The organism is Dolomitihabitans soli, assembly GCF_022213955.1.
GTDB classification, from domain to species: Bacteria; Actinomycetota; Actinomycetes; order Streptosporangiales; family Streptosporangiaceae; genus Streptosporangium_A; species Streptosporangium_A soli.
Map to the genome: position 1 here is coordinate 1 of NZ_JAKNTW010000051.1, position 22501 is coordinate 22501.

Here is a 22501-nt window from a genome sequence, read left to right on the forward strand (position 1 = left end):
CTGCTCGAAGGGCCTGCCCTGATCGGCTTCTTCTCTCCGTCCTGCCAGCCCTGTACGGAGCTGATGCCGCGTTTCATCGACCATGCCCGCCACACCTCGGCTGCGGTGCTCGCTGTCGTCGTCACCCACAGTGATGATGAGGCCGTCGCCGACGTGGAACGCCTTGCTGAGGTGGCGCGTGTCGTGGTCGAGGCGCCTCAGGCCGCTATTCAGAGCGCTTTCCAGGTCGCCGGTTATCCGGCCCTCTTCGTGATCGGTGCGGATGGCAGGGTCACCGACAACGATCCCGTGTTGCCCGCCACGGTCAGCGCATGATCGGAACGGCGAAGGCGGCTGCGGGGGTCGCCCTGCGCGCGGCCCTGGGATTGATGGCGGTCTACGTCCTCCCGGCTGGACGCCGAGCGGCATCCTGACCTCCGGCGGCACCGGCAACTGCGCCGCCAGAGGCACCACTTACTTCCAGCCGGTCGGGGAGCCGCTGTCGGCCTTCGGGCTCACGCTGGTCACCGGTTGAGCCCCGGATCGTCAGCCGTGGTCGCGGCGCTGGACGTACAGGCGGCGGCCCTGCGGGCCGGTCCATTCCAGCCGGACGACACCGGGCACGGCGGCCTCGGCGCTGCGTGAGGGGTCGGCCCAGTAGCCGAAGCGCGGGTTGCGGAAGAACGTCGCCCAGAGCCGGCCGCTGTGGTCCTTGAAGATGTTGTTGTGGCCGGCGCCGACGCCCATGGTCCACCGTTCGGAATACGGCCCCTCGAAGCGGTCGGAGACGGCGACGACCGCGTCGTAGTGGTACTGCACGCGGCCGGCGGCAGGCGGGTCGTAGGCGTAGCGGGTGCTGCCGTCGGGGTTGGCCGAGCTCCGGTTCCAGGCGGCGTGCAGGAGGTAGTACTTGCCGCCGTGTTTGAACACGTACGCGCCTTCGAGGTACGGCTCGGGCGCGTAGGGCGTCTGCCGGAACGCCGGGAGACCGGTCACCGGGACGATGTCCTCCATGTCGTCCCTGAACTTGGCGTACAGGTGGTTGTGCAGCACCAGCCACGCGTCGTCGCCCTCGGTGTAAAGGCTGCCGTCGATGTGGTGGTACGCGCCGGGCTTGATGAAGGCGGGCCCGCCGATGAAGGAGTCGCCGAAGGGCTTGTCGTGGTTGCCCTCCACGAGCCGGTACGGCCCCTCGACCCCGCCCTCGCTCACGAGCAGAAACGAGCCGACCTTCTGGGAGTGGTCGCCCATGCACGCCGCGATGTACCACTTGCCGCGGAAGTGGTGCACCTCCGGGGCCCAGGCGTTGCCCCGCTTGCCGAACTGCTCGTCGTTCCAGTACTCCTGCCACGGGGCGACCACCACGCGTCCTGGCCGGTTCTCACCGGCGAACTCGGGCGACCACACCTTGCCCTTCTCGGCGCCGGGCCGGATACGTGTGGTGTCCGCCAGCCTCCACGGCCCCTGCAGGGACGAGGACACCCATACGAAGATGCCGTCGTTCCACGGGCCCGGCCCGGCGAGGCCGGCCGGGCGGGTGGTGCCCGTGGCTACGTAGACCGGGCGGCCGTTGACGACGAAGCAGTTCACGTAGGTGTCCCGCATCCAGACCCGGCCGAGCTCCTTGTCGCGGGGGCGCTGCTCGAGCGGGAGGATGAAGGAGTTGTCCGCGCGCGGCCACAGGTCCAGGCGGGTGTCGGCGAGGCCGTAGGGCTCGGGGTCGGGCCAGTTGGACGGGTGTCTCCGCAACGAAGCGGCCTCCGCGCTCGCGGGCAGCGCCGCCGCCCCCAGCACGCCGGCGGCCCCGGCCAGCACGAACCTACGGTTCACGTGCGACTCGTTTCCGGCATCAGTCATCGGTCATGTCCTCTCACATCAGCCCTCTGCCCAGCGGCCGGTTGTCGCGTGGCAGGCCGAGGACGAGCCCCTGGTGCCATAGCTGCGCGAAAGGGCCGCCGATGTGCAGCATGTGGAGAGTCTGCCGAAGTCTGCTGATTTACGTCAATAAGCCGGAAGAAATCCGTCGTCCTGGACCCAAGGAGACCTGTCCATCGCTCGCGGGCCGGCACCGGCTGCTCGACCGGGCCCCCGGCATCACCGCGATCTACGCGCAGAGCGACCTCATGGCGGTCGGCGTGCTCAACGCGCTGCACGAGCTAGGGCGTCCGATCCCTGGTGACCGCTCTGTCGTCGGCTGTGAACCATCCCGCCGCTGACGACCGTCCGCATGCCGTTCTTCGACGCCGGAGCGGCCGCCGTCCGCCGCCTCCTCCTCGATCGCATCGCGTCCAGAAGCGCATCGCCGAAGGATGTCATCGTCCCGTATCCATGGTCTGCCGCGCTTCCACCGCCTCCGCACCGGCCGGAAAAGACGATCCGCCTAGCTGATCGGGACGGTGAGGCGGCGTCTGGTGGGTGGTGGCTCCCTGCGCTCGCCGAGGAGGGTCATGAGCTGGTCCATGGCCACCTCGCCGAGCTTTTCGCCGTCCACGTCGATCGAGGGGACGTCGTCCAGGCCGAGACTCTCGACGACCATGCGCTCCGAGCTGACCACGACCTCGCGGATTCCGCGGCGCAGCAGGGCGAACATGAGGCCAAGGCCGATCGAGGTCGCGTAGGGGACTACGGCGGTGGCGCGGGCGGCCACCACGGCCTCCGCCGTCTCGACCCCGGCGGCGAACGTCGAGGGGTAGGGGCCGAGCATGGTCAGCGTCGCGCCGCTCGACTCGGCCGCGGCGCGGATGGCCGACTGGCGCTGGCGATCCTGCCAGGAGCCCGCCGGGCCGCCGATGTAGACGATGCGCTCGTGGCCCTTCTCGACGAACCAGGTGACGAGCGCGCCGAAGGCGGTGGCCGTGTCGGCGACCGCCGAGGTCATGCCCTCGATCTCGCGATCGATGAGCACGGTCGGCTTGAACGACGAGGCGGCGCGGACGATCTCGTCCGAACCTCGGGGCGCGGCAAGCAGGAAGCCGTCGACCTGGTGCGCAAGTTGCTCGACCGCGGCGAGCTGGGCTGCGTGCTCCAGAGAGTGCACCGCGATGGTCAGCTGCATGCCCGAGTCGGCCGCGCGCGCCTGGGCACCGCCGATGATCGGGTTGAAGAAGGTGTTGTCGAGCGTGGGCACCACGACCGCGACCACCCCGGCCTTCCCGCGGGCCAGCTGGGTGGCTGCCCGGTTGGGGACGAATCCGAGCTGCTCAGCGGCTGCGCGGACGCGGGCCACCGTTTCCGGGGCGGCCAGGTCCGGCCGGCCCAGGGCGCGGGAGGCCGTCGCCTTGGAAACCCCGGCCAGCGCGGCGACGTCCGCGAGTGTCGGCACTGATTCTCCTTGAGTCGTTACAGGGAATTCACAACGGGGTTTGTGCGCGAGGCCTCTCATAATCTATGGTCAGGCTCCTGGAACCGGTTCCGCAACCGGTTCCATCAAAGCGTACGCCACCGAGAAAGGACGCCGACATCTCCCGCAAATCGGCCTTTCTACTGGTGCCTGGTCTCGTCCTTCTCGTCGCGGGTTTCCTCATCCCCTCCGCCGCGATGCTCTTCGCGCCGCCGGACGTGCCGGCCAGCGAGATCTTCGCACGCCTGGGCGAGATGCTCACGGATCCCTACGACCTGGAGGTGATCGGGCGCACGGTCGGGCTGGCTCTGGCTGTCACGATCATCTGCGTCGTCCTCGGCTTTCCCATCGCCTACTGGCTCGCCCGCTCGCCGTCACGCTGGAGCGGAGTCTTCCTGGCAGTGGCGATCTTCCCATTGATGCTGAGCAACGTGGTGCGTACGTTCGGCTGGCTAGTGATTCTCGGCTCCAAGGGCGCGCTCGGCCAACTGCTCGTCCAGCTCGGCATCGTCGAGGTGGCGCCACAGCTGCTCTACACCAAGCTGGCGATCATCCTCGGCCTCACCCAGCTGTTCCTCCCGCTGGCGATCATCTCCTGCTACTCGGCCGTCGCGCAGGTCGATCCTGGCCTGGACGACGCCTCGCGCGGACTCGGCGGGAGCAGGATCCGCACGATGTGGAGCATCGTCATCCCGCTGACCATGCCGGGCATCGTGGTGGCCGCCACCCTGGTCTTCGCAGGGTCGGTCACCGCCTACACGACGCCCTATCTGCTCGGCGGGTCCAGCCAGCGGATGCTCTCCACGCAGCTCTTCAACTACGCGAGCACCACGGTCGACTGGGCCTCCGCCTCGGCGACGGCGCTCATCATGACGGTCCTGGTCTTCCTGATCTCCGGGCTCTCCTCGCTGATCGGGCGGAAGGGGGCCACCTCATGAAGCGGCCGATCACAGCGGCGCTCGCGGTCATCGGCTACGTCATCATGATCGTGCCGATCATCTTCGTGGTCGCCACCGCCTTCACGGCCGGAAGCACCCTGAGGTTCCCGCCCGAAGGGATCTCGCTGCGCTGGTTCGACGAGGCGCTCGGCTACGAGCCGTTCATCGAGGCCGCGATCTCCAGCCTGGGGCTCGCCGTACTCGCCACCGCGCTCGCGCTGCTGGTCGGCGTGCCTGTCACGCTCGCCATCCACCGTGGAAAACTCCCTGGTAAGGGCTTGGTCGAGGGGTTGTTCCTGTCGCCGCTCATCGTCCCTGAGCTGGTCGTCGGCCTCGCGCTGTACCAGCAGCTGATGATCGGCATGGACCTGGACAACTTCAGCACCCTGCTGGTCGGGCACACGGCGCTGATGCTGCCCTACGCGGTGCGCGTGACCGGTGCCTCGCTCGCGCTGGCCGACCCCGCGCTGGAGGAGGCCGCCCGGGGTCTCGGTGCCTCGCCGCTGCGCGCGTTCTTCACCGTGACGTTGCCCGTCCTGCGTCCGGGAATCTTCTCTGCCGGGCTGCTCAGCATGGTCACGTCCGTCAACAACGTGCCGCTGTCGCTGCTGCTGCAGGGACGCGACTTCCGGACGCTGCCGGTGACGATGCTCGACTACGTGCAGCAGTCGTATGACCCGATGGTCGCCGCCGCTTCCACCCTCATCCTGGCCGCCACCGTGGTCATCGCGGTGATCGCCGAGCGCACGGTCGGATTCGCCAAGATCTTCGGAGGGATCAATCAATGACCGCCGCCGCCGAGTTGATCGGAGTCACCCAGAGGTTCGGCTCCTTCACCGCCGTCGATGAGATCGACCTCGCCGTGCCGTCAGGGAAGCTGACGACGCTGCTGGGCCCGAGCGGCTGCGGCAAGACCACCACGCTCAGGATGATCGCGGGCTACTCGGCACCGACATCGGGGACGATCCGCATCGCCGGGATCGACAGCACGCGCACGCCGCCGGAGAAGCGGAATCTGGGGATGGTCTTCCAGTCGTACGCGTTGTTCCCGCATATGACGGTGGCCGACAACGTCGGTTACGGGCTCAAGCTGCGCAAGGTGCCATCCGCGGAAAGACGGTTGCGGGTCATGGAGACGCTCGAGCTCGTCGGGCTCGCGCACCTGGCCGACCGCAAGCCGAAAAAGCTCTCCGGCGGGCAGCAGCAGCGGGTGGCACTGGCCAGGGCGATCGCGATCAGGCCCAAGCTTCTGCTGCTCGACGAGCCGCTGTCCAACCTCGACGCCCGCCTGCGCGTCCAGATGCGGGCCGAGCTCAGGCGCATTCAGGCGGAGACCAAGCTGACCGTCATCCTCGTCACCCATGACCAGGACGAGGCGCTGGAGATGTCCGACGCGATGGTCATCATGAACGAGGGCAGGATCGTGCAGCAGGGCTCTCCTCAGCAGGTCTTCCCCCGCCCGGCCGACCGCTTCGTCGCCGAGTTCCTCGGCTACGAGAACTTCCTCACCGCGGCCGACGGCACTCCTCTGACCATCCGCCCCGAGCACCTGCACATCGTGGAGAAAGGTCACGGCCTTGACGCAACGGTGGTCGACGTGGCCTTTCGCGGCGTCGACCTGCTGGTCTCGCTCGACGTGGTCGACCCGTCGGGCGCGACCGTCAGGCTGCTCGCCGACGTACGCAGCGGCGCGACCCTGACACCCGGATCGGGCGTCACGGTGATCGCGCCGGACGACCATCTGGTCTCCCTGCCCCGCTGAAAGAAGGAACCCCATGCTCACGCGCCGTGCCGTACTGGCCGCTGCTCTGACAGTGCTCGCCGCAGCCGGATGTGCCGGCTCCGGCTCCGGTGACAAACAGGCCGATCAGGACACCATCGTCGTCAGCACCTTCCCTTTCGGTGTGAAGGAGTTCGAGCAGGCGGTCGTCGCTCCGTTCACCAAGCAGACGGGGATCAAGGTCGAGCTGGACACCGGGTCCAACGCCGACCGACTGTCGAAGCTGAAGCTCGCCAAGGGTGAGCCGGAGGCGGACGTGGTGCTGATCTCCGATTACTTCGCCGCACTCGGGCAGAAGGACGGCCTCTTCCAAAAGGTCGACGTGCCCACCATCAAGGAGCTCGCGCCGTTCGCGACCGAGGGCGCCTACGACGGGCCGGCCTACACGCACCAGCTCAACGGGATCATCTACAACACCGACAAGCTCAGCCAGAAGCAGGCCGCCGACTGGGAGCTGTTCGCGAGCGCGGCGCACAAGGGGAAGGTCGCGCTTCCCGATATTTCGGTGACCGCCGGACAACTCGTGATTTCGGGAGTGGGTGAGTCGTACGGCAAGGGCCCCTACGACATCGACACCTCGTTGAAGACCCTGGCCGGCTGGGCGCCGAACGTCCTGCAGTTCTACAACTCCTCGACCGAGGTCACGAACCTGCTGACCCAAGGCGAGATCGTCGCTGCCGACGCGCTGAGCGGCTTCGCCACCAAGCTCGTCACCTCGGGCGAGCCGATCGCCTGGACGGCTCCCGCCAAGGGCCGCTACATGGCCACCAACCGGGCGATGATCCCCAAGGGCGCGCGCAACCAGCAGGGAGCGGCGAAGTTCATCGACTACATGCTGTCGGTCGAGGCGCAGAGTGCCATGGCGAAGGCCGCCGGTGACCTGCCCACGAATCCGAAGGCCGAGATCCCGGCCGACATCGCCAAGGTGACGGGCGAGGCGGCGAAGGACCCCGTGGCCGCCGGGTTCAAGACGCTCGACCCCGCCCAACTCGTCGACACCCGCACCACCTGGGTCGACCGCTTCACCCGCGAGGTGGCCGGCAAGTGAATCTTGACCTGATGCCCAAGGTCGATCTGCACTGCCACCTCATCGGCACCGTGCGCGCCTCGACCTTCGCCGAACTGGCCAGGCGGGAGGGGCTCGACCTGCCCGACACACCCGAGCGGATCTACGCGGATGTGAACTCGCTTCCGCCGGACCCGGCGCTCTACCTGAACACCCGGATCCCGGTTCCGCAGGGCAGGAGCGCGGACGAGCCCGAGGTCTCCTACTCGCTGTTCCAGGTGTCCTCGTGGGTCGTCCAGGTCCTGCGCGACGCCGACGATCTCACCAGGATCACCTATGAGGCGTTCGAGGCCGCCCACCGGACCAGCGCGACCAGGCATCTCGAGCTCTCCTTCGACGCGCTGACCGAACATCAGGAGAAACTCGGCTACGCCACGGTGATCGAGGCGTACGCCGAGGGCATCAGGATGGCGGAACGCGACTTCGGCATGTCGGGCAGGCTCATCGCGGCCATCGACCGGAGCACGTCGGGCGAGGAGGCGCTCTCCTGGGTACGCACGGTTGTGGACGACCCGCACGACTACGTGGCGGGGATCGGGCTGGACAACCTGGAGACCGCCGGGCCGCCCGAGCGGTTCGAGGCCGCCTTCCGGCTCGCCGGTGAGGCCGGGCTCCGCCGTACCGCTCACTCCTCCGAGCACGCGCCCGTCGCCGTCAACACGATCACCTGCCTCGACACGCTCGGGTGCGACCGGATCGACCACGGCTACTTCGTACTCGAGGACGACGAGGTCGTCGCCAGGGTCAGGGACGAGCAGATCCCGTTCACCGTCATCTCGACCACCTCGCGGCGGTCGTGGCGGCCGTGGCGGAGGGCGTCGATCGCGGCGATGCTCGAGGCCGGGCTCAACGTCATTCCCGCTTCCGACGACCCGGGGATGTTCCCGACGTCGCTGGCGAACGAGTATCGGATCCTCTCCGACCAGCTCGCCGTACCGGATGAGCGGTTGCGTGCGATGGCGCTGGCCGGGGTGGAGGCGTGTTGGCTGCCGGAGCCTGAGAAGGACGCGCTGCGCAAGCGCTTCGAAAGCGAACTCGCGAACATGGAGTGACCGGCATGCCGCCGAGCCGGTTGGCCGCGTTGGCCTTGGCCACCAGGGAGACCAGTGCGGCGATCCGGTCGTCGTCGTAGTGCTCGCGCACCTGGGCCCAGGTCTGGCCGGACACGCCGTGGTGGGCGGGAGCGGCGGTCGGAGACGCGTGAATCGTGGAGACCCCGCCCGAGGTCTCCACGATCATGCCGCGCTCACTACTTCGGAGTGTCCCCCAGGTCATCGACATAGCCGGTGGTCTCGAAGGTCTGCTGCAGCAGCGGCGTGGCAGTCCCAGCCTCGAGGACGTCGAGTTCCAGCCCCTTGCCGGTCTTGGGGTCGAAGATCAGACGGTAGGTGATCCTGCCGGGCTCGCCGGCGTCGTCCGGTCCGGTCGTGTCGAGGGCCACCCCGGTACGGCCGAGCGCGTCGGTCACTCCCGTCTGCGACTTCAGCCCGGACGCCGAGTCGGCCAGCACCTGATAAAGAGCGGCCCGGGTTCCCGGCGTGATCGGCGCGGTCAGCAGATCGGCGCCCGTCTGCCACATGTAGTCGGCGAGCTTCTTGTCATCCTTGGCGGAACTCTTGGCGTACAGGCTCTCCAGCCTGGTCTTGAGCCCCTGCTTGTCGGTCGGCAGCTCCGAGAGGTTCGACCAGGTCAGGCTGGGGTTGGCGATCGACACAACGCTGTTGGGCAGGTCTTCTTCAATGCGGCCGGAGGCGTCGTCGGACAGGCGCGGCGAACCGGCCCGCTTCCAGTTCGCCTCGTCGGCCGGAGTCGCGAACGAGACCTTCACGTCCTGGTTGGGCACCCGGCGACCGTCCGTGCCATTGAGCGAGCGCCAGGTGTCCGTCGTCTCCGAAAGGCTCGCGGCGTACGGCAGTCGCGTGGTCTTCAGCTGATAAATCTTCTTGTCGAACTCCTTCATGGCGGCATTGAGCTCGTCGGGCTTGCCCTTCAGCTCCTCCTTCTTGGCTTCCTGCTCCTTGTGCAGCTTCTTGATCTCGGCCGCGTACTCGCCCGGGGCCACACGGACCAACTGGGCGGTGCGCACCCGGGAGTACCAGACGTTGCCGGAGCCGGCCGGCTCCTCGGCGGCCACCTTGGCCGCGGCCAGCAGAATGGTCCGGGTGTTTCCGATCTTCGTGCCGGTGGAGATCTCGACGTTTCCGGAGGTCACGCCGTCGGAAACGCTCGAACTCGCGCCGCTGGCGGTGACCGCGCTCGGCGAGGAGCCGCCTGAGACGACCTGGGGGACGATGATCGCGGCGGCGGCGAGCCCCGCCACGGCCATACCTGCGATCAGATAGAGGGGGCGACGCTGGGACATGAAGATCCTCCGGGTGTGCTGAGGGACGCGGGGCGTCTGGAATGCGCGGGCGAGATCCGCCGAGCGCCGCCGCCGATGCGCGTCCTCGGTGAGTGTGTCGGGACGCAGCGTGGCGATCACTTCGTTCACCGAGTCGTTGTCGTTCATGCCTGTTCCTGGAAGGTCAGCGGGGGGTGGGGCCGGAGCACGTCCGCGAGCCGGCGGCGTGCGCGGTGGAGCCGGACGTTGTACGTGCGGGCCGAGCAGCCCACGACCTCCGCCGCCTCCGCGGGCGTGAGGCCGTACCAACTGGCCAGGACGACCGCCTCGACGTCCTGCTCCCGCAGGCCGGCGAGTACGGCAAGCGCCTCCTGCCGGTTCGCCACGCGCTCGGCGACGTCTCCTTCGACGAACGTGCTCAGCTGGGCGAGCCGGACGACCAGTTCGTCACTGTGGAACCGCTTGACGCGCTGATTGCGCAGCAGGTTCCTGGTGACGCCGAGCAACCACGGCAACGGTGGCTCGGGTAGATCGTCCAAACGCCGCCAGGCGACCAGGAACGTCTCGCTGACCAAGTCCTCCGCCAGGGCCGACTCGGCACGCAGCAGGGCATAACCCAGCACGTTCCGATAGTGCCGGTCATAGAGGTTGGTGAATCGTTCTTCGGGATCGTCCACGCTTAGAACTGTTCCGAGGGCCCATCTGGATTACCGGCGTCCCGGAAAAGCTCACCGGCACTTCTATCGTTGCAGGTACGCCGCTTTGTGTCGCAGCGGGCCGTTCGGCGCGATCGTCGGCTTCCGGGAAGAGCAGGATCGATTCACCTTCGACGACGCCGCTGCGGCGCAGGCCCTGGCTCTGACACGTGGCAGACGCATGATGTCCTCCAGGGAAGGATCAGACGGGCGGCGCCACGAACACGCCGCGGTCAGGTCGGCGTGGGTACCGGCCGGGCCGCCGCCCGCGCGATGCGTGCCTTGACGTCGTGGAAGTGCAGCCGCATCGCCTCCCGGGCGGCCTCGGCGTCCCGGGCGCGAAGCGCCGCCACGATCCGGCGGTGGTTGACGACGATCTCCGCGGTCCGCTCCTCCGGCGGGCCGAGCGTCGGCTCGACCTCGTGGTAGACGTCCCAGAACAGGCCGATCAGCTGCAGCACCAGCTCGTTGCCGCACGACTCGTACAGCAGCGCGTGGAACGCCCGATCGGCTTCCCGGTCCCGATCCATGCCAGTGACCAGGGCGTCCAACGCGGCGAGCCGGGGGGCGCTGGTGCTCTGGGCCACCTGGCTGATCAGCCCGGTTTCGAGCAGTTCGCGGACCTCGACCAGATCGTGCAGCGCGCGGATCCCGCCGCCCGGCCCCGAACGCACCTGGAAGGCGAGCGACGGGGTCAGTACGTCGAGCGACGCGTGCCCGACGAACGTCCCATGTCCGTGCCGGATCTCGACGATGCCCAACGCCCGCAGGGCCCGCACGGCCTCGCGGACGCTGTTGCGGCTCACCCCGAGCAGATCCATCAACTGCACTTCGGTCGGCATCGGTGACCCGGGGGCCAGTCCGCGCTCGTGGATCAGGGCGACGATGCGCTCCTGAAGCGACGCGCCGTCACGCGTGGGCATGCTGCCTCCAGGCTCGTCGAAGACCTTGTGTCAAAACTTCCCACCTCTCGGTCCCGGAAGGCCAGGCGGGGCAGGAAATTCTATGCCGACGACACGGATGGGCCACTGGACGGACGCGGCTTGTTCGCCGCTCGTTCCAAGACATAGGATGTCCTATGTGTGTCGATCGGATGGCGGGGCGTCGTGGAGACATTGACGTCTGGGACGCTTGGCGGCACCTGGGGTACGGTCCTGCTGCCCATCCGGGACGACGAGTCGATCGACTGGGCACGCCTTGAGGCGGCGCTGGACGTGCTCGGCGCCGTGGGGCTCGACGGCCTGTACGCGCACGGCACCGCGGGCGAGTTCCACACGCTCGGCGAGGACGAGTACGACCGCGTCAACGCGCTGCTGGCCGAGCAGTGCGAACGGCATCGGCTGCCGTTCCAGATCGGTGCCGGCCACATGAGCGCGCAGACCTGCCTGGCCCGGGTGGCCCGCGCGCGGGCGCTCCGGCCCGGTGCGATCCAGGTGACGCTGCCGGACTGGTCGCCGCTGTCGCGCGGCGAGGTGGTGCGCTTCCTGGCCCGCGTCGCGGCCGTCGCCGACCCGGTGCCGCTCGTGCTGTACAACCCGCCGCACGCCAAGACGCAGGTGCCGGCCGACCTGTATCCGGTGATCCGCCGCGAGGTTCCCGCGGTCATCGGGATCAAGGTGGCCGGCGGTGACGCGCGGTGGTACGCGGAGATGGAGCGCCACGCGGCCGGCCTCGCCGTCTTCGTCGCCGGCCACGACCTGGCGACCGGACGGCGACACGGTGCCGCCGGCTCCTACTCGAATATCGCCGCCCTCAGCCCGGCCGGCGCCATGGCATGGCAGCGGATGATGGTCGCGCAACCCGATGCCGCGCTCGATGTGGAGCAACGGATCCGCGAGTTCTTCGCCGCGCATGTCCAGCCGCTCCAGCGCGGCGGGTACGCCAACGCCGCGCTGGACAAGTTCCTGGCCCACCTCGGCGACTGGGCCGACATCGGCACTCGAGTCCGGTGGCCGTACGACTCGGTCGACGCCTCGCTCGCCGTACGGCTCAGGCCGCTGGCCCGGGCACAACTGCCCGAGCTCTTCCCCGGGGCGTAGCGGGCACCCACAGGACGTAGGACGTCCTTCGCTGTTATCCATGATCGGCATCCGGATGCCGTCAAGGCGTGGCGATGACGCCCGCCGGGGTCCTGCGAGCGCCATCGCCAAGCGGTTCGTGTCCCTTCAGCTGACGTGATCGAACGGCAGCCGCAGCCCGAGCTGACCGCCGATCGGGAGGTTCGACCGTCGGATCAGGTCCAGTTCGGTGCCGGTGAGGGCGCGCCGGTAGACGCGTACCTCGTCCAGCGTCCCGCGGAAGCGGTCCGCACCGTCCAGCCGCTGTCCGATGTGCATCCCCTCGAGCCCGAACTCCTTGCCGAGGGTCAGCGAACCGGCCGGCGCCGCAGCCGACGAGACCTGTACGCCGTCCACCAGGAGCCGGAGCTCACCATGTACCCGCTGGAGCGCCACGAAGTGCCACTGCCCGTCGTTGTACGCGCTCGGCGACTGTACGGTCACGTCGAACCGGTCGACGGAGAGGGTCGCCCGGATGCGGTTGCTGGCCGGTTCGGCCCGCAGCCACAGCGCCGGCGGGTTGGTGCCCCGGTCCACCCGGTGGAACCAGAGGATCGAGTGCGCGCCGGCCCGGTCCGAGTACCGGATCCAGGAGGTCAGCGTGAAGTCCTTCGCGCCGAGGTCGATGGAGTCGTTGAACGCCACCTCCACCCGGTCGTCCACCCGGTCCAGGGCCAGCCCGTCGCCGAACCGCCCGTCGGTGGTCTGCGCACCACCGCGGACATACGCCTGGTTGCGGTGCGGCGACTGGTCCGGCGTCGTCGGGCCGGGCGCCGGGGGTCCGGGGATGCCGGGCGGGGCGCTGTTCGGCGTTTCCAGGTACGCCTCGTTGAACCGCGCGAACCGGATCTGCTCGTACGGCGTGACGGTGCCGGCCTCGTACATCAGGGCCGCCTCGTCGCCGTCCAGACGCACCATGTCCGAGTACGCCGACGGCCCCCAGTAGAAGACCTTGCCCTCGTCCCAGGTCTCGAAGCGGCTTCCCTCGTCGGAGGACGACCGGATCCCCATCGCTTCCCGGGCGCCCGGGTGCATCGGCGCGGAGAAGAGGAGGCGCTCTTCGCTGAACCGCAGCAGCGACGCCTGGATGTCGGTCGTCGCCAGCGCCGGCATGGTGCGGAACGGCGCGTCCCACGTCGCGCCGCTGTCGCTGCTGGTCGCGTACGCCCGGCTGCCCTCGTCGGTGCCGCGCTCGCGGGCCGAGGCGTAGATCCGCCCGTCGGTGAGCTCGACGACGGTGACCTCCTGGGCGATGACCGTGCCGTCGTCGCGGGACGTCTCGGCGCCGATGTTCCAGGTCACCCCGCTGTCGTCGCTGTAGAGCAGGTGCGTGCCGTAGACGTGCTTGCCGACCCGGTCCCAGCCTTCGAAACTCGCCCCGACGACCAGCCGGCCGGCGTGCGGGCCGAGCTTGAGCTGGATGCCGTGCATCGGGCCGGTGGCGTACCAGAAGTTCCACTCCGGACGCTTGCCCTCAGTCATCTCCCTGGCGGCCGACCAGGTCGCCCCGTGGTCGTCACTGGACTGCACCCAGGGGTCGCGGTCACAGCCGTTCGGGCACGGCTCCGCACCGTTGTGGGTGCTCACCAGCACGACTCGCCCGGTACGTTCGTCAACGATCGGCACCGGGTTGCCGTGGGTCGTGCCGTTGCCCTCCGAGATCACCTGCAGTGGTCCCCAGGTCAGCCCGCCGTCGGCGGAACGGCGCAGCACGAGGTCGATGTCCTCGTCGTCGCCGCAGTCCTTCACCCGCCCCTCGGCGAATGCCAGGAGCATGCCGTTCGTGGCCCGCACCACGGCGGGGATCCGGAAGCAGCCGTATCCGAAGTCGCCCTGCTTGTAGAGCACCTGCTCGTCCACGAACGGTGCGGTGTCGCCGGCCTCGAAGGTCTCCGCCGGCGCCGCGGCCGCCGGCGCGCCGAACGCGCTGACGAGTAAGCCGGCGAGCACCATCACGGCGCACATCCAGCGGCGCAGGGAGCGCCCGGTACGGCCCTCCGGGGGATAACCATCGTGCATGTCCTCGTCCTTCCAGACAGGAGAAGGTAATGAGAGGACATCCTACGTCCAACGTAGGATGTTAAACAGATGGTGAACGTAGAATGTTCGCTGGAGGGCGAATGTGTTGCCGGCTTGTAACAGCGCGTCCGGTGCCAGAACCGGTGCAGGGCAGTTGACCTGGTCTTCTAGGCCCAGCTGTCGTGCTATCTGCCGGCGGTCCGGGTGTCCGGTTGGCTCGTCATGCTCGCTCGCGGTGCTGCCGCCGAGGAGATGGAGATCTTGGTGCTGCGGCATGAGGTGGGGGTGCCGCTTCGCCAGGTCGCCCGTCAGAAGGTGGACTGGGCCGATCGGGTGGCTGCTGTCCGCGCCGGCTCCCGTGAGCCGGGACGTGCCGACAGGACGATCGGGACGGGCGGCATGGGGCCTCTTTTGAAGACGGTGGAAGGGGTGAGAGCGATGGCGGGCATCGCTCTCACCAGATCCGTCAGAGACGCGGCGCGACGCTGCTGAACGTCGTGAGCGGGCCGGCGGCCCCCGCTTCGGAGGTCGCCCTGCTGATGGCCTGAGCCAGCACGGAGCCGTCGTTCGCATTGACCTCGGCCAGGTCCACGCTCACCGTCGTGGGCGAGGCCGCGGCACTCGCCATCCCCGCGCCGGTGATCACTCCGATGACGGCCGTCGCGGCCACCGTCGCCAACCGAATCGTCTTCTTCTCCACGAGGTCTCCCTGGGTCGATCTGCAGCAGGCTTGTCGCCTTGTCACCTTCAGGGTCAGACGGTCTGGTTAAGCGACGGTTGCCGTCCGACTGCGTGCGGCGGAAGCCACCGGTTGGGCTAGAGAAGATCGGCACGTGAGACACGACGGACTCGGCGGAAAACGGCCTGCCAGGCGGACGCCACGTCCTACGACGAGACGAACCAGGTCGCCGAGCAGGAAAAGGACGTCAACTACGCATGGAGGGGTCCCGCCTCCCGGGCTACTCCCAAGAGCTGACCACCTACCGCGGTGGGTCGCCTCGCCGTACGCCACGGGCCGGCGTGATGAGTTCATCGCCGGCGAAGGCGAGCCGGCCGGGCAGCCCGTGCGGGGATCGAGGGGGCCGGGCTCGCGCGCGGACCGGCGGCTTCATCGTTCGTCGGGGCAGCCTCCGGTGTGGTGGCTGCCCCGTGGCTGGGTGGGGAATCCGTTACCGCCGCTCGGCGACGCGGAACTGCAGGACGTCGGTGAATCGGCGGCCGTGGGAGTCGGTCGCGGTCACCATGGCGCTGTGCGCGCCCTCGGCGAGGTCGGCGGACAGCTCGAACCGCCAGAGGTGCATCGACGGGTCCGCGATGCCGCCGCCGTTGACCAGTTGCCGCGCTCCGGTGAGTTGCCGGGGGGTGCCGACGTAGTGGCCAGCGAAACATGGAATGAAGATGCCTGATTGCGCAATGATTTCGTATCTGCATCGCGGAGAACAGTGCCGATATCTGAGAAATCGATCTTTCCGAATCAACCACGTTCCGTTGTGCGGCACGCTCGGCCGACGTCGAGTCGACCCTGAACGTAATATCGCCCAACAACTGCGCAAACCGGAGGATATACGCCCTGCGGTGAGATAGCCGATCTTAATATTCGGATCCGCTGCGGCATTCCTCCCATCGGAAGGCGTCGGCAGATGACCAATACGAACGTGTCCGCGAATCCAGAATCCGGATCGACTGAGACTAATCGCACTACCCGAAAGACCGCCTTCGCCAGCATGGTGGGCACCACCATCGAGTACTACGACTTCGCCGTGTACGGCACCGCCGCCGCTCTGGTGTTCGGGCCGGCGTTCTTCCCGACGGGCAGCCCGGCGTCGTCGACCCTCGCCTCTTTCCTGTCCTTCACGGCCGCGTTCGTGGCTCGCCCGGTCGGCGTGGTGCTGTTCAGCACGATCGGCGACCGCTACGGGCGCAAACCCGGCCTGTTCTTTTCCCTGCTGCTCATGGGCTTCGCCACGGTGGGTGTCGGCCTGCTGCCGACCTACGAGTCGGTGGGCGTACTCGCCCCGGTGCTCCTGGTGGTGCTGCGACTCGTCCAGGGGGTGAGCATGGGCGGCGAGTGGGGAGGCGCTGTGCTGCTGGTCGCCGAGCACGCCCCGCCCCGCCGCCGGGCGGCCCTCGCCGCGATCCCGCAGATCGGGCCGCTCGCCGGGTTCCTGCTGTCGAGCGCGGTCGTCCTGCCGACCCTCGGCATCGTCGGAGCCGACGGCTTCCGTGAATACGGGTGGCGCGTTCCCTTCCTGCTCAGCCTGGTGCTCATCGTCGTCGGACTCTGGGTCCGGGCGACGGTGCACGAGTCGCCCCGTTTCGTCGAGAAGTCCAGCGAGCAGGCTCCGCCGCGCTTCCCCTTCTGGACGCTCATCCGCACCTACCCCGCACGCGTCGTCCTGGGGATCGGCGCCGCCACCGGCGGTTCGGCGATCTACTTCATGACGATCGTCTACAGCCTGTCCTACGGACCGGCGGCGCTCGGCATCTCGCAGACCACGATGCTGATCGCCGCCAGCGCCGGTGCCGCGGCCGCCGCGGCGATCACCATCCCGGCGGCCCGGCTGGCCGACCGTGTCGGCCGCCGGCCGGTGATGATCTGCGGAGCGGTGGCGACCAGCGTCTGGTCCGTGCCGATGTTCGGCGCGTTGTCGACCCGCAACGAAGTACTCATCACTGGCGCCTTCGTTGTCGGGCTGTGCGCGTTCATGCTGATGTTCGCACCGATGGCCGCGTACCTGCCGGAGTTGTTCCCCACCCGCCTCCGGTACAGCGGGGCGTCGACGACGTTCATCTTCGCCAACACGCTGGGCGGGGGGTCGGCGCCGCTCGTCGCCTCCTGGCTCAACTCCCATTGGCAGACACCCGTGGTGCTGGGGGTGTACACCGGAATACTCTGCCTGATCAGCCTGGCCTGCATCCTGGCCCTGCCGGAGACCCGGGACGTGGAGTTCAACGCCTGAGCGAAGGCACGCGACGTCCACGGCACCACCGGCGGGAGACGCGGGTGGTGCCGTTCGTCGCCGGCCGGCGACGAACGGGTCAACGGGTCCGGTAGACGTCCGGCCGCCGGTCACGCAGATAGGGCACCCTTGACCGAACGTCCTTGACCAGGGCCAGATCGACGTCGGCGACGACGACGGCGGGGCCCTGCCGCAGCGGGCCCTCGGCGATGACACGGCCGGTGGGGTCGACTGCGCAAGAGCCGCCGAACATGGTCATGGCATGGTTCCCGACGGTTTCCGGGCCGCCCCGGTTGCAGGCGAACGCGAACACGCCGCTCTCGGCCGCCCGGGTCCTGAGCTCCGCCTGGAACAACTCCTCGCGGTAGCCGTAGGAGACGACGGGGATGAACACCGCCTCGGCGCCGGCGAGGACGACGCTCCGCCAGGACTCGGGGAACGAGCGGTCGTAGCAGATCAGGGCCGCGATGCGCCCATGCCTGGTCGAGAAGGTGGTGAAGCCCTCCCCGGGGCGGAACCAGTGCTTCTCGTCGGTCGCCACGCCGTACGCGTCTATCCGCGGGATGTGCATCTTCCGCGCCGCGGGGAGCGTCCCTCCCTCTGACAGATCAGCTGGGACGAGGTCCCCGGACGGTCCAACGAGCGCGCAGCTGTCGTAGAACTCGCCGGTGTCCGCGCGCTCGAACAAAGGGGCGAAGATATGGCAGTCGTACTCTCGCGCGTACCCGGCCAGCCGATCGGTCGTCGGCCCCGGGATCGGCTCGGCGAGCCCGAAATGGCTGTCGTCCCGCGAACCACAGAAATACGGCGAAACGAACATCTCGGGCAGCAGCACGATGTCCGGCCGGTGCTCGGCAAGCGCCCCGTCCAGCAGGCCCAGGCACAGGCCGAGATTCGCCTGGACATCGAAGGAGGCGGGCGAACCCCAGCCCGCGGTCTGGACGAGCATGACCCTCGTACGGCCCGGCGACCGAGCCGGGCCGTCTGCGTGCCGGGCGGTCAAGGGCGCCGGCCGGTCGTGGGGAACCCCGTGCCGATCAGGCAGTTCCGGGTGACCAAGGCCATCAAGGACTCCTCGTCCAGCCCTTCCGAGCCGATCGGACGTTCGGGGATGACGATGTAGCGCACGTCGGCGGTGGAGTCCCACACCCGGACCTCGACGGACTCGGGGATGTCCAGGCCGAACTCGCCCAGCACGCCGCGCGGATCGTGCACGACACGGGACCGGTACGCCTCGGCCTTGTACCAGGGCGGCGGAGGGCCCATCAGTGTCAGCGGATAGCAGGAGCACAGGGTGCACACGATGACGTTGTGCTGCGTCGGCGAGTTGAAGACCGCCCGCAGGCGCATGTCCGACTGGTGGCCGCCCGAGAAACCGAGTTCCTGTACGGCGGTCGTCGCGTCATCCCGGAGCCGGTCGGCGAATCCGGCGTCGAGCCAGGCGCGCGCGACCACCCGGGAGCCGTTCTCCGGAGACGTCTTCGACAGAAACGCGTCGACTCGCTCGTCGACGGCGGCCGGGGTGGTGAGGCCGTGCCGTTCGGCGATCTCCAGCAGCCGGTTGACGCGTGCCTGCAAGGTGGCGTTCTTGTTGTGGCCGTGCTCGGGCGAGTGCTCTGCGCTCATGCGGGCTCCAGATAAAGCGAGTAGAGATCGACGTAGACGGAGTCGGACGGGTGACCGTCCGCTCCCCACAGGGCCTCGGCACGGAAGCACACCGTGAACAGCCGGTCCGTGCGGACCGGGCGGCCCGGCTCCGCCAGGTCGTCAGGAAGGCCGAACCGGCCGACGTAGCTTTCGATGCGCCCGCACCGGCCATGGACGTACCGGGGAGCCCGGTGGTGCCCGGCGGAGTTGGACACTTTCACCCGGACCCGATTCCCGACCGCGAAAGCATCGGATCGCCCGCTCATGACAGGCAATGCCGATCGAAAATGCCCTCAAGAGCAGTCAGCCAGCGCTCGTAATAGGGCAGGGAAAGGTACTGCTGAGGCGGAAGCGACTCGACCGCGTGCCGAAATTCGTCCAGGGTGAAAACACCCCGGTCCACCATTGCGAGAATGAGCATCATGCACTGGGCCTCCCAGACGGAATGGAACGGCTCGTCGTCGTCACCGCCGAACTGGACGGGGCCGAAACCTCGCATGCCTCCGACATCATTGATGTGGCTCATTGAATCCCCTGCCTTGATCGGTTGCCTCGACATGCCGGTCGGTGCCTGCCCGGCCGAAGCCGGTCAAGATGATCTTTCCGGTGGTGCTCTGCGTGCTCAGCCGCGTAGCGGCCTCCTCCGCGCGCGACAGCGGGAACACGGTCTCGACGATGGGCCGTACCGCCCCCTCTGTGACCAGGGGGAGCACCTTCTCCCGTAGCTCTGCGGTCAGCCTCGCCAACTCGTCCATCCGGCGGCCACGGAACGTGGTGCCGATGAGCTCCAGCCGGCGACTCGCCAGGATGTCCAGATCCACCGTCGTGCTCCCGCCGCCCAGGCGGCCGATCTGCACGATCCGGGCGCCGGATGCCGCCGCCGCGAGCGACCGTTCCAGCACGCTCCCGCCGAGGTGATCGAGCATGACGTCGAAGCCGTGCCCGCCGGTGGCGTCGTTGACGGCATCGGACGGCGACTCGGCAGAGGTGTCGATGACCCGATCCACCCCGAGCTCACGCAGCTGTGCCGCCTTGCCTGCGGATCGGGTGGTGGCGAGTACCAGTGACGCTCCGAGAGCCCGGGCGAGCTGGACGCCGACGAGACCCGCCCCGGTGGTGCCGCCGGTCACGAACACGACGTCGCCCACCCGCATCCGGCCCCGGATCGCCAGCGCGTCGTACTCGGTCGCCAGCGCGCTGGGCAGCGCGGCGGCCCGTGCCCAGCCCAGCCCGGCGGGGACCGGCAGCAGGATGCGGTGGTCGACGGCGAGCAGGTCCGCGCACGCGCCGCCGGCCATCGCCATCACCGCCTGGCCGCCCTCCACACCGTGTACCTCCGGGCCGACGGCACGGACCGTACCGGCCATGTCGAAGCCGACCCGGTCGAACGGAACGTTCCAGCTGGCGCTGGTGGGAAGGTACTTGCCCGCGCGCATGAGCAGATCGCCCCGGTTGAGACCGGCGGCCCGCACCTCCACCAGGACGTCCGCCGGACCGCAGGCCGGTTCCGGCCGATCCGCCAGAACCCAGGCCGAGTTTTCGCTCGCCGTCACCAGAGCGCGCACCCGCTCTCCTTTCCGCCGGATTTGTCCGGTTTGTCTTTCCAATTTACGAAATGATCGGTTGCATCGGAAGCCCCGCTGCCGGGTGTCACGACCGGGTGGTGAACCGCGGGCTGCGGCGATCTCGGAAGGCCGCGACGCCTTCCGCGAGGTCGATGTTCGGCGCCGTCGCCCAGTACTCGGCGAGGCCGGGGCCGACCCCGCCGCACGCCGCGGCGTCGATCATCTGCTTGGCGGCGAGCAGGCTGATCGGCGAGCGGGTCGCGACGGTGTCCGCGAGCCGCCGGGTGCGCGACGTCAGCTCGCCGGCCATGACGACCTCGCTCACCAGTCCCATGCGCAGTCCCGTCGCCGCGTCGACGAATTCGGCCGTGAAGAGCAGGTATCTGGCGACCGCGGGCCCCACCGCGCGGACGAGCCGGTCGACTGAGCTCGCCGGGTAGACCAGGCCGATCTTGGCGGGGGTGATGGCGATGCGCGAGCCCTCGGCGGCCACCCGCAGGTCGCAGGCGATGGCCAGCTGCGCGCCACCTCCCAGGCAGTAGCCGTCGATGGCGGCGATGGTCGGCTTCGGGAACGCGGCCAGCACCTCTTCGGCGGCGGTGAACTCCTCGCCGTACCGCTCGTCCTGGTCGGCGCGCGGCCACTCGGACAGGTCCATTCCCGCGCAGAAGTCGCCTTCCCCGGTGAGGACGAGCACGGAGACCGCGCCATCCTGGGCCAGCTCGCGAACCGAGCTCGTCAGCTGCCGCAGCATCGAGGACGTCAGCGCGTTGCGGTGCGCGGGGTTCACCATGGTGATGGTCGCCACTCCGGCGGCGACACCGACGGCTATGTGCGGGGAGATCGCGGGCACCGGCGTCACCCCGCCACTTCTCCGCAGCCGACGACCCGGCCGGCCCGCAGGCCGGCCACGTCCTCGGGCGTCAGGCCGATCTCGAGCAGGATCTCTTCGGTGTTCTGGCCCACCGTGCGGGGAGGGGCGTGCTTGACGGGCGTGGCCGTGCCGTCCACCCAGAACGGCCCACGGGTGAGGGGAACCGGTTTGCCGTCGCCGTCCACCACGGTCTGCACCATGCCCAGCGCGCGGACCTGAGGATCGGCGAAGACCTGGTCCATGGTGTGGATCGGCCCGCACGGCACGCCCGCGGCCCGGATGAGCGGTATCCACTCCGCCGCCCCGCGCCCGGAGAGTAGCCGCTCGATGTCCTGGTTGACGTCCTCGCGCAGGCGCAACCGGTTCCGGCTGGTGAGGTACTGCGGGCGCCGGGCCAGCTCCGGTTCGCCCAGCGCCTCGCACAGGTTCGCCCAGCCGGCCTCCGACCCGACCGCGATGTTGATCGGCGCGTCGGCCGTCCGGAACATGCCGTAGGGCGTGATGGTCGGATGGTCGTTGCCCGTCGGTTCCGCGACCTCGCCCAGACTGAGGAACCGCTGCGCCTGGAAGACCGTGACCGAGATCGCGGCCTCCAGCAGGGACGTCTGGACGTGCTGCCCGGACCCGTTCGCGCGCCGGGACGCCAGCCCCGCCGCGATTCCCAGCGCGGCATAGATGCCGGCCAGGGCGTCGACGATCGGCACGCCCATGCGCATCGGCGTCTGCTCGCCCGCTCCGGTGAGGGACATCAGCCCGGACATGCCCTGGGCGATCTGGTCCAGCCCCGGCGTCGTACGTTCGGGGCCTACCGGTCCGTAGCCGCTGATGCTCATCAGGATCAGCTCTGGGTGTCGTTCTCTCAGCTCGGCCGGGTCGACGATGGTCTCGAAGACGCCGGGGCGGAAGTTCTCCACGACCACGTCCGAACGGGCGATGAGGCGGTGCAGCAGTGCCAGCCCCTCGTCGGTGCGCAGATCGAGGGCCAGGCTCCGCTTCCCGCGGTTGACGGCGGCGAAGTAGAGGCTGGTGTCCTCGTCGAACGGCGGCCAGTTCCGGGCGGGGTCGCCGCCTCCGATGGACTCGACCTTGACGACGTCGGCGCCGAGATCGGCGAGCAGCGCCGTGCAGAGCGGACCGGCGAGCGCTCGGGTGAGGTCAAGGACGCGGACACCGTCCAGCAGTGGCTTCACAGGTGGCCTCTCTCTCAGTGGCGGGCTTCGCGGATCCTGTGAGCCCGAGT

The 22501-nt window shown here is 68.9% G+C and carries 24 protein-coding genes; 9 read left to right on the forward strand and 15 right to left on the reverse strand.

What is annotated here, in order from left to right; all coding sequences use genetic code 11:
• A partial coding sequence (locus tag MBA17_RS47375) for a thioredoxin-like domain-containing protein (RefSeq protein WP_238505483.1) occupies positions 1-315 on the forward strand: 315 nt, incomplete at its 5' end.
• Positions 316-525: 210 nt separating this feature from the next.
• Here MBA17_RS47375 and MBA17_RS47385 read toward each other — a convergent pair.
• The gene (locus MBA17_RS47385; protein WP_238505484.1) at positions 526-1809 is read right to left on the reverse strand and encodes a family 43 glycosylhydrolase; all 1284 of its coding nucleotides are present in this window, start codon (positions 1807-1809) and stop codon (positions 526-528) included.
• Between the two features lie 137 nt (positions 1810-1946).
• On the opposite strand from MBA17_RS47385, the gene MBA17_RS50880 reads away from it, so the two are divergent.
• Complete coding sequence (locus tag MBA17_RS50880; protein ID WP_455432988.1) at positions 1947-2195, forward strand: substrate-binding domain-containing protein; 249 nt, start codon at positions 1947-1949, stop codon at positions 2193-2195.
• Between the two features lie 164 nt (positions 2196-2359).
• Here MBA17_RS50880 and MBA17_RS47390 read toward each other — a convergent pair whose 3' ends face one another.
• Complete coding sequence (locus MBA17_RS47390; protein WP_238505485.1) at positions 2360-3301, reverse strand: LacI family DNA-binding transcriptional regulator; 942 nt, start codon at positions 3299-3301, stop codon at positions 2360-2362.
• Between the two features lie 164 nt (positions 3302-3465).
• Here MBA17_RS47390 and MBA17_RS47395 point away from each other — a divergent pair, with 164 nt between their 5' ends.
• From MBA17_RS47395 to MBA17_RS47415, 5 genes are read left to right on the forward strand one after another with little or no spacing between them, the layout of a single operon-like run.
• The gene (locus MBA17_RS47395; RefSeq protein ID WP_238505486.1) at positions 3466-4257 is read left to right on the forward strand and encodes an ABC transporter permease; all 792 of its coding nucleotides are present in this window, start codon (positions 3466-3468) and stop codon (positions 4255-4257) included.
• Positions 4254-5045, forward strand: coding sequence for an ABC transporter permease (locus MBA17_RS47400; protein WP_238505487.1), 792 nt, complete (start codon positions 4254-4256; stop codon positions 5043-5045). Before MBA17_RS47395 ends, MBA17_RS47400 begins: the two co-directional genes overlap by 4 nt.
• Complete coding sequence (locus MBA17_RS47405; protein WP_238505488.1) at positions 5042-6019, forward strand: ABC transporter ATP-binding protein; 978 nt, start codon at positions 5042-5044, stop codon at positions 6017-6019. The genes MBA17_RS47400 and MBA17_RS47405 overlap by 4 nt, the downstream gene beginning before the upstream one ends.
• Before the next feature lie 13 nt (positions 6020-6032).
• Positions 6033-7085, forward strand: a complete 1053-nt coding sequence (locus tag MBA17_RS47410) for an ABC transporter substrate-binding protein (protein ID WP_238505489.1) — start codon at positions 6033-6035, stop codon at positions 7083-7085.
• Positions 7082-8155, forward strand: coding sequence for an adenosine deaminase family protein (locus tag MBA17_RS47415; protein ID WP_238505490.1), 1074 nt, complete (start codon positions 7082-7084; stop codon positions 8153-8155). The genes MBA17_RS47410 and MBA17_RS47415 overlap by 4 nt, the downstream gene beginning before the upstream one ends.
• Before the next feature lie 197 nt (positions 8156-8352).
• Here MBA17_RS47415 and MBA17_RS47420 read toward each other — a convergent pair whose 3' ends face one another.
• The 3 genes from MBA17_RS47420 to MBA17_RS47430 all read right to left on the reverse strand — a co-directional run bounded on the left by MBA17_RS47420 (position 8353) and on the right by MBA17_RS47430 (position 11062).
• Positions 8353-9612, reverse strand: a complete 1260-nt coding sequence (locus tag MBA17_RS47420; protein ID WP_238505491.1) for a hypothetical protein — start codon at positions 9610-9612, stop codon at positions 8353-8355.
• The gene (locus MBA17_RS47425; protein WP_238505492.1) at positions 9609-10121 is read right to left on the reverse strand and encodes an RNA polymerase sigma factor; all 513 of its coding nucleotides are present in this window, start codon (positions 10119-10121) and stop codon (positions 9609-9611) included. The genes MBA17_RS47420 and MBA17_RS47425 overlap by 4 nt, the downstream gene beginning before the upstream one ends.
• Positions 10122-10372: 251 nt before the next feature.
• Complete coding sequence (locus MBA17_RS47430; protein WP_238505493.1) at positions 10373-11062, reverse strand: FadR/GntR family transcriptional regulator; 690 nt, start codon at positions 11060-11062, stop codon at positions 10373-10375.
• A 159-nt stretch (positions 11063-11221) separates the two neighbouring features.
• Between MBA17_RS47430 and MBA17_RS47435 the strand changes: the two genes are divergently transcribed.
• Positions 11222-12178, forward strand: a complete 957-nt coding sequence (locus MBA17_RS47435; protein WP_238505494.1) for a dihydrodipicolinate synthase family protein — start codon at positions 11222-11224, stop codon at positions 12176-12178.
• Between the two features lie 126 nt (positions 12179-12304).
• On the opposite strand, the gene MBA17_RS47440 is transcribed toward MBA17_RS47435, so the two are convergent.
• The 3 genes from MBA17_RS47440 to MBA17_RS50105 all read right to left on the reverse strand — a co-directional run bounded on the left by MBA17_RS47440 (position 12305) and on the right by MBA17_RS50105 (position 15516).
• Positions 12305-14215 carry an exo-alpha-sialidase gene (locus MBA17_RS47440; protein ID WP_238505495.1) on the reverse strand — a complete coding sequence of 637 codons (1911 nt, stop codon included), beginning with the start codon at positions 14213-14215 and terminating at the stop codon, positions 12305-12307.
• Between the two features lie 466 nt (positions 14216-14681).
• On the reverse strand, positions 14682-14915 hold the full coding sequence (locus tag MBA17_RS47445; protein ID WP_238505496.1) for a hypothetical protein: 234 nt from the start codon (positions 14913-14915) through the stop codon (positions 14682-14684).
• Between the two features lie 469 nt (positions 14916-15384).
• Positions 15385-15516, reverse strand: coding sequence for an Ig-like domain-containing protein (locus tag MBA17_RS50105; RefSeq protein WP_274387051.1), 132 nt, complete (start codon positions 15514-15516; stop codon positions 15385-15387).
• Between the two features lie 423 nt (positions 15517-15939).
• Here MBA17_RS50105 and MBA17_RS47450 point away from each other — a divergent pair, with 423 nt between their 5' ends.
• Positions 15940-17175, forward strand: a complete 1236-nt coding sequence (locus MBA17_RS47450) for an MFS transporter (RefSeq protein ID WP_238505497.1) — start codon at positions 15940-15942, stop codon at positions 17173-17175.
• Between the two features lie 79 nt (positions 17176-17254).
• Here the strand turns inward: MBA17_RS47450 and MBA17_RS47455 are convergent, their stop codons facing one another.
• From MBA17_RS47455 to MBA17_RS47480, 7 genes are all read right to left on the reverse strand, one after another.
• Complete coding sequence (locus MBA17_RS47455) at positions 17255-18124, reverse strand: carbon-nitrogen hydrolase family protein (RefSeq protein WP_238505498.1); 870 nt, start codon at positions 18122-18124, stop codon at positions 17255-17257.
• Between the two features lie 50 nt (positions 18125-18174).
• Positions 18175-18801, reverse strand: coding sequence for a nitrile hydratase subunit alpha (locus MBA17_RS47460; RefSeq protein ID WP_238505499.1), 627 nt, complete (start codon positions 18799-18801; stop codon positions 18175-18177).
• Positions 18798-19088: an SH3-like domain-containing protein gene (locus tag MBA17_RS50110; protein ID WP_274387034.1), complete on the reverse strand. Its 291-nt coding sequence runs from the start codon at positions 19086-19088 to the stop codon at positions 18798-18800. The genes MBA17_RS47460 and MBA17_RS50110 overlap by 4 nt, the downstream gene beginning before the upstream one ends.
• Positions 19085-19348: an SH3-like domain-containing protein gene (locus tag MBA17_RS50115; protein ID WP_274387035.1), complete on the reverse strand. Its 264-nt coding sequence runs from the start codon at positions 19346-19348 to the stop codon at positions 19085-19087. Before MBA17_RS50115 ends, MBA17_RS50110 begins: the two co-directional genes overlap by 4 nt.
• Positions 19332-20387 (reverse strand): zinc-binding dehydrogenase, encoded by a 1056-nt coding sequence (locus tag MBA17_RS47470; protein ID WP_238505500.1) that lies wholly within the window; start codon positions 20385-20387, stop codon positions 19332-19334. The genes MBA17_RS50115 and MBA17_RS47470 overlap by 17 nt, the downstream gene beginning before the upstream one ends.
• Positions 20388-20472: 85 nt before the next feature.
• Positions 20473-21249: an enoyl-CoA hydratase/isomerase family protein gene (locus tag MBA17_RS47475; protein ID WP_238505501.1), complete on the reverse strand. Its 777-nt coding sequence runs from the start codon at positions 21247-21249 to the stop codon at positions 20473-20475.
• Positions 21246-22451, reverse strand: coding sequence for a CaiB/BaiF CoA transferase family protein (locus MBA17_RS47480; protein WP_238505502.1), 1206 nt, complete (start codon positions 22449-22451; stop codon positions 21246-21248). Before MBA17_RS47480 ends, MBA17_RS47475 begins: the two co-directional genes overlap by 4 nt.
• Positions 22452-22501 lie beyond the last annotated feature (50 nt).

Excerpts from the sequence above, each read along its gene's own strand:
- MBA17_RS50110 (WP_274387034.1), bottom strand. The coding sequence starts at position 19,088 with ATGAGCGGGCGATCCGATGCTTTCGCGGTCGGGAATCGGGTCCGGGTG.
- MBA17_RS47420 (WP_238505491.1), bottom strand. The coding sequence starts at position 9,612 with ATGAACGACAACGACTCGGTGAACGAAGTGATCGCCACGCTGCGTCCC.
- MBA17_RS50880 (WP_455432988.1), top strand. The coding sequence starts at position 1,947 with ATGTGGAGAGTCTGCCGAAGTCTGCTGATTTACGTCAATAAGCCGGAA.
- MBA17_RS47430 (WP_238505493.1), bottom strand. The coding sequence starts at position 11,062 with ATGCCCACGCGTGACGGCGCGTCGCTTCAGGAGCGCATCGTCGCCCTG.
- MBA17_RS47455 (WP_238505498.1), bottom strand. The coding sequence starts at position 18,124 with ATGCTCGTCCAGACCGCGGGCTGGGGTTCGCCCGCCTCCTTCGATGTC.
- MBA17_RS47400 (WP_238505487.1), top strand. The coding sequence starts at position 4,254 with ATGAAGCGGCCGATCACAGCGGCGCTCGCGGTCATCGGCTACGTCATC.
- MBA17_RS47405 (WP_238505488.1), top strand. The coding sequence starts at position 5,042 with ATGACCGCCGCCGCCGAGTTGATCGGAGTCACCCAGAGGTTCGGCTCC.
- MBA17_RS47410 (WP_238505489.1), top strand. The coding sequence starts at position 6,033 with ATGCTCACGCGCCGTGCCGTACTGGCCGCTGCTCTGACAGTGCTCGCC.
- MBA17_RS50105 (WP_274387051.1), bottom strand. The coding sequence starts at position 15,516 with ATGCACCTCTGGCGGTTCGAGCTGTCCGCCGACCTCGCCGAGGGCGCG.
- MBA17_RS47460 (WP_238505499.1), bottom strand. The coding sequence starts at position 18,801 with ATGAGCGCAGAGCACTCGCCCGAGCACGGCCACAACAAGAACGCCACC.
- MBA17_RS47450 (WP_238505497.1), top strand. The coding sequence starts at position 15,940 with ATGGTGGGCACCACCATCGAGTACTACGACTTCGCCGTGTACGGCACC.
- MBA17_RS50115 (WP_274387035.1), bottom strand. The coding sequence starts at position 19,348 with ATGAGCCACATCAATGATGTCGGAGGCATGCGAGGTTTCGGCCCCGTC.
- MBA17_RS47440 (WP_238505495.1), bottom strand. The coding sequence starts at position 14,215 with ATGCACGATGGTTATCCCCCGGAGGGCCGTACCGGGCGCTCCCTGCGC.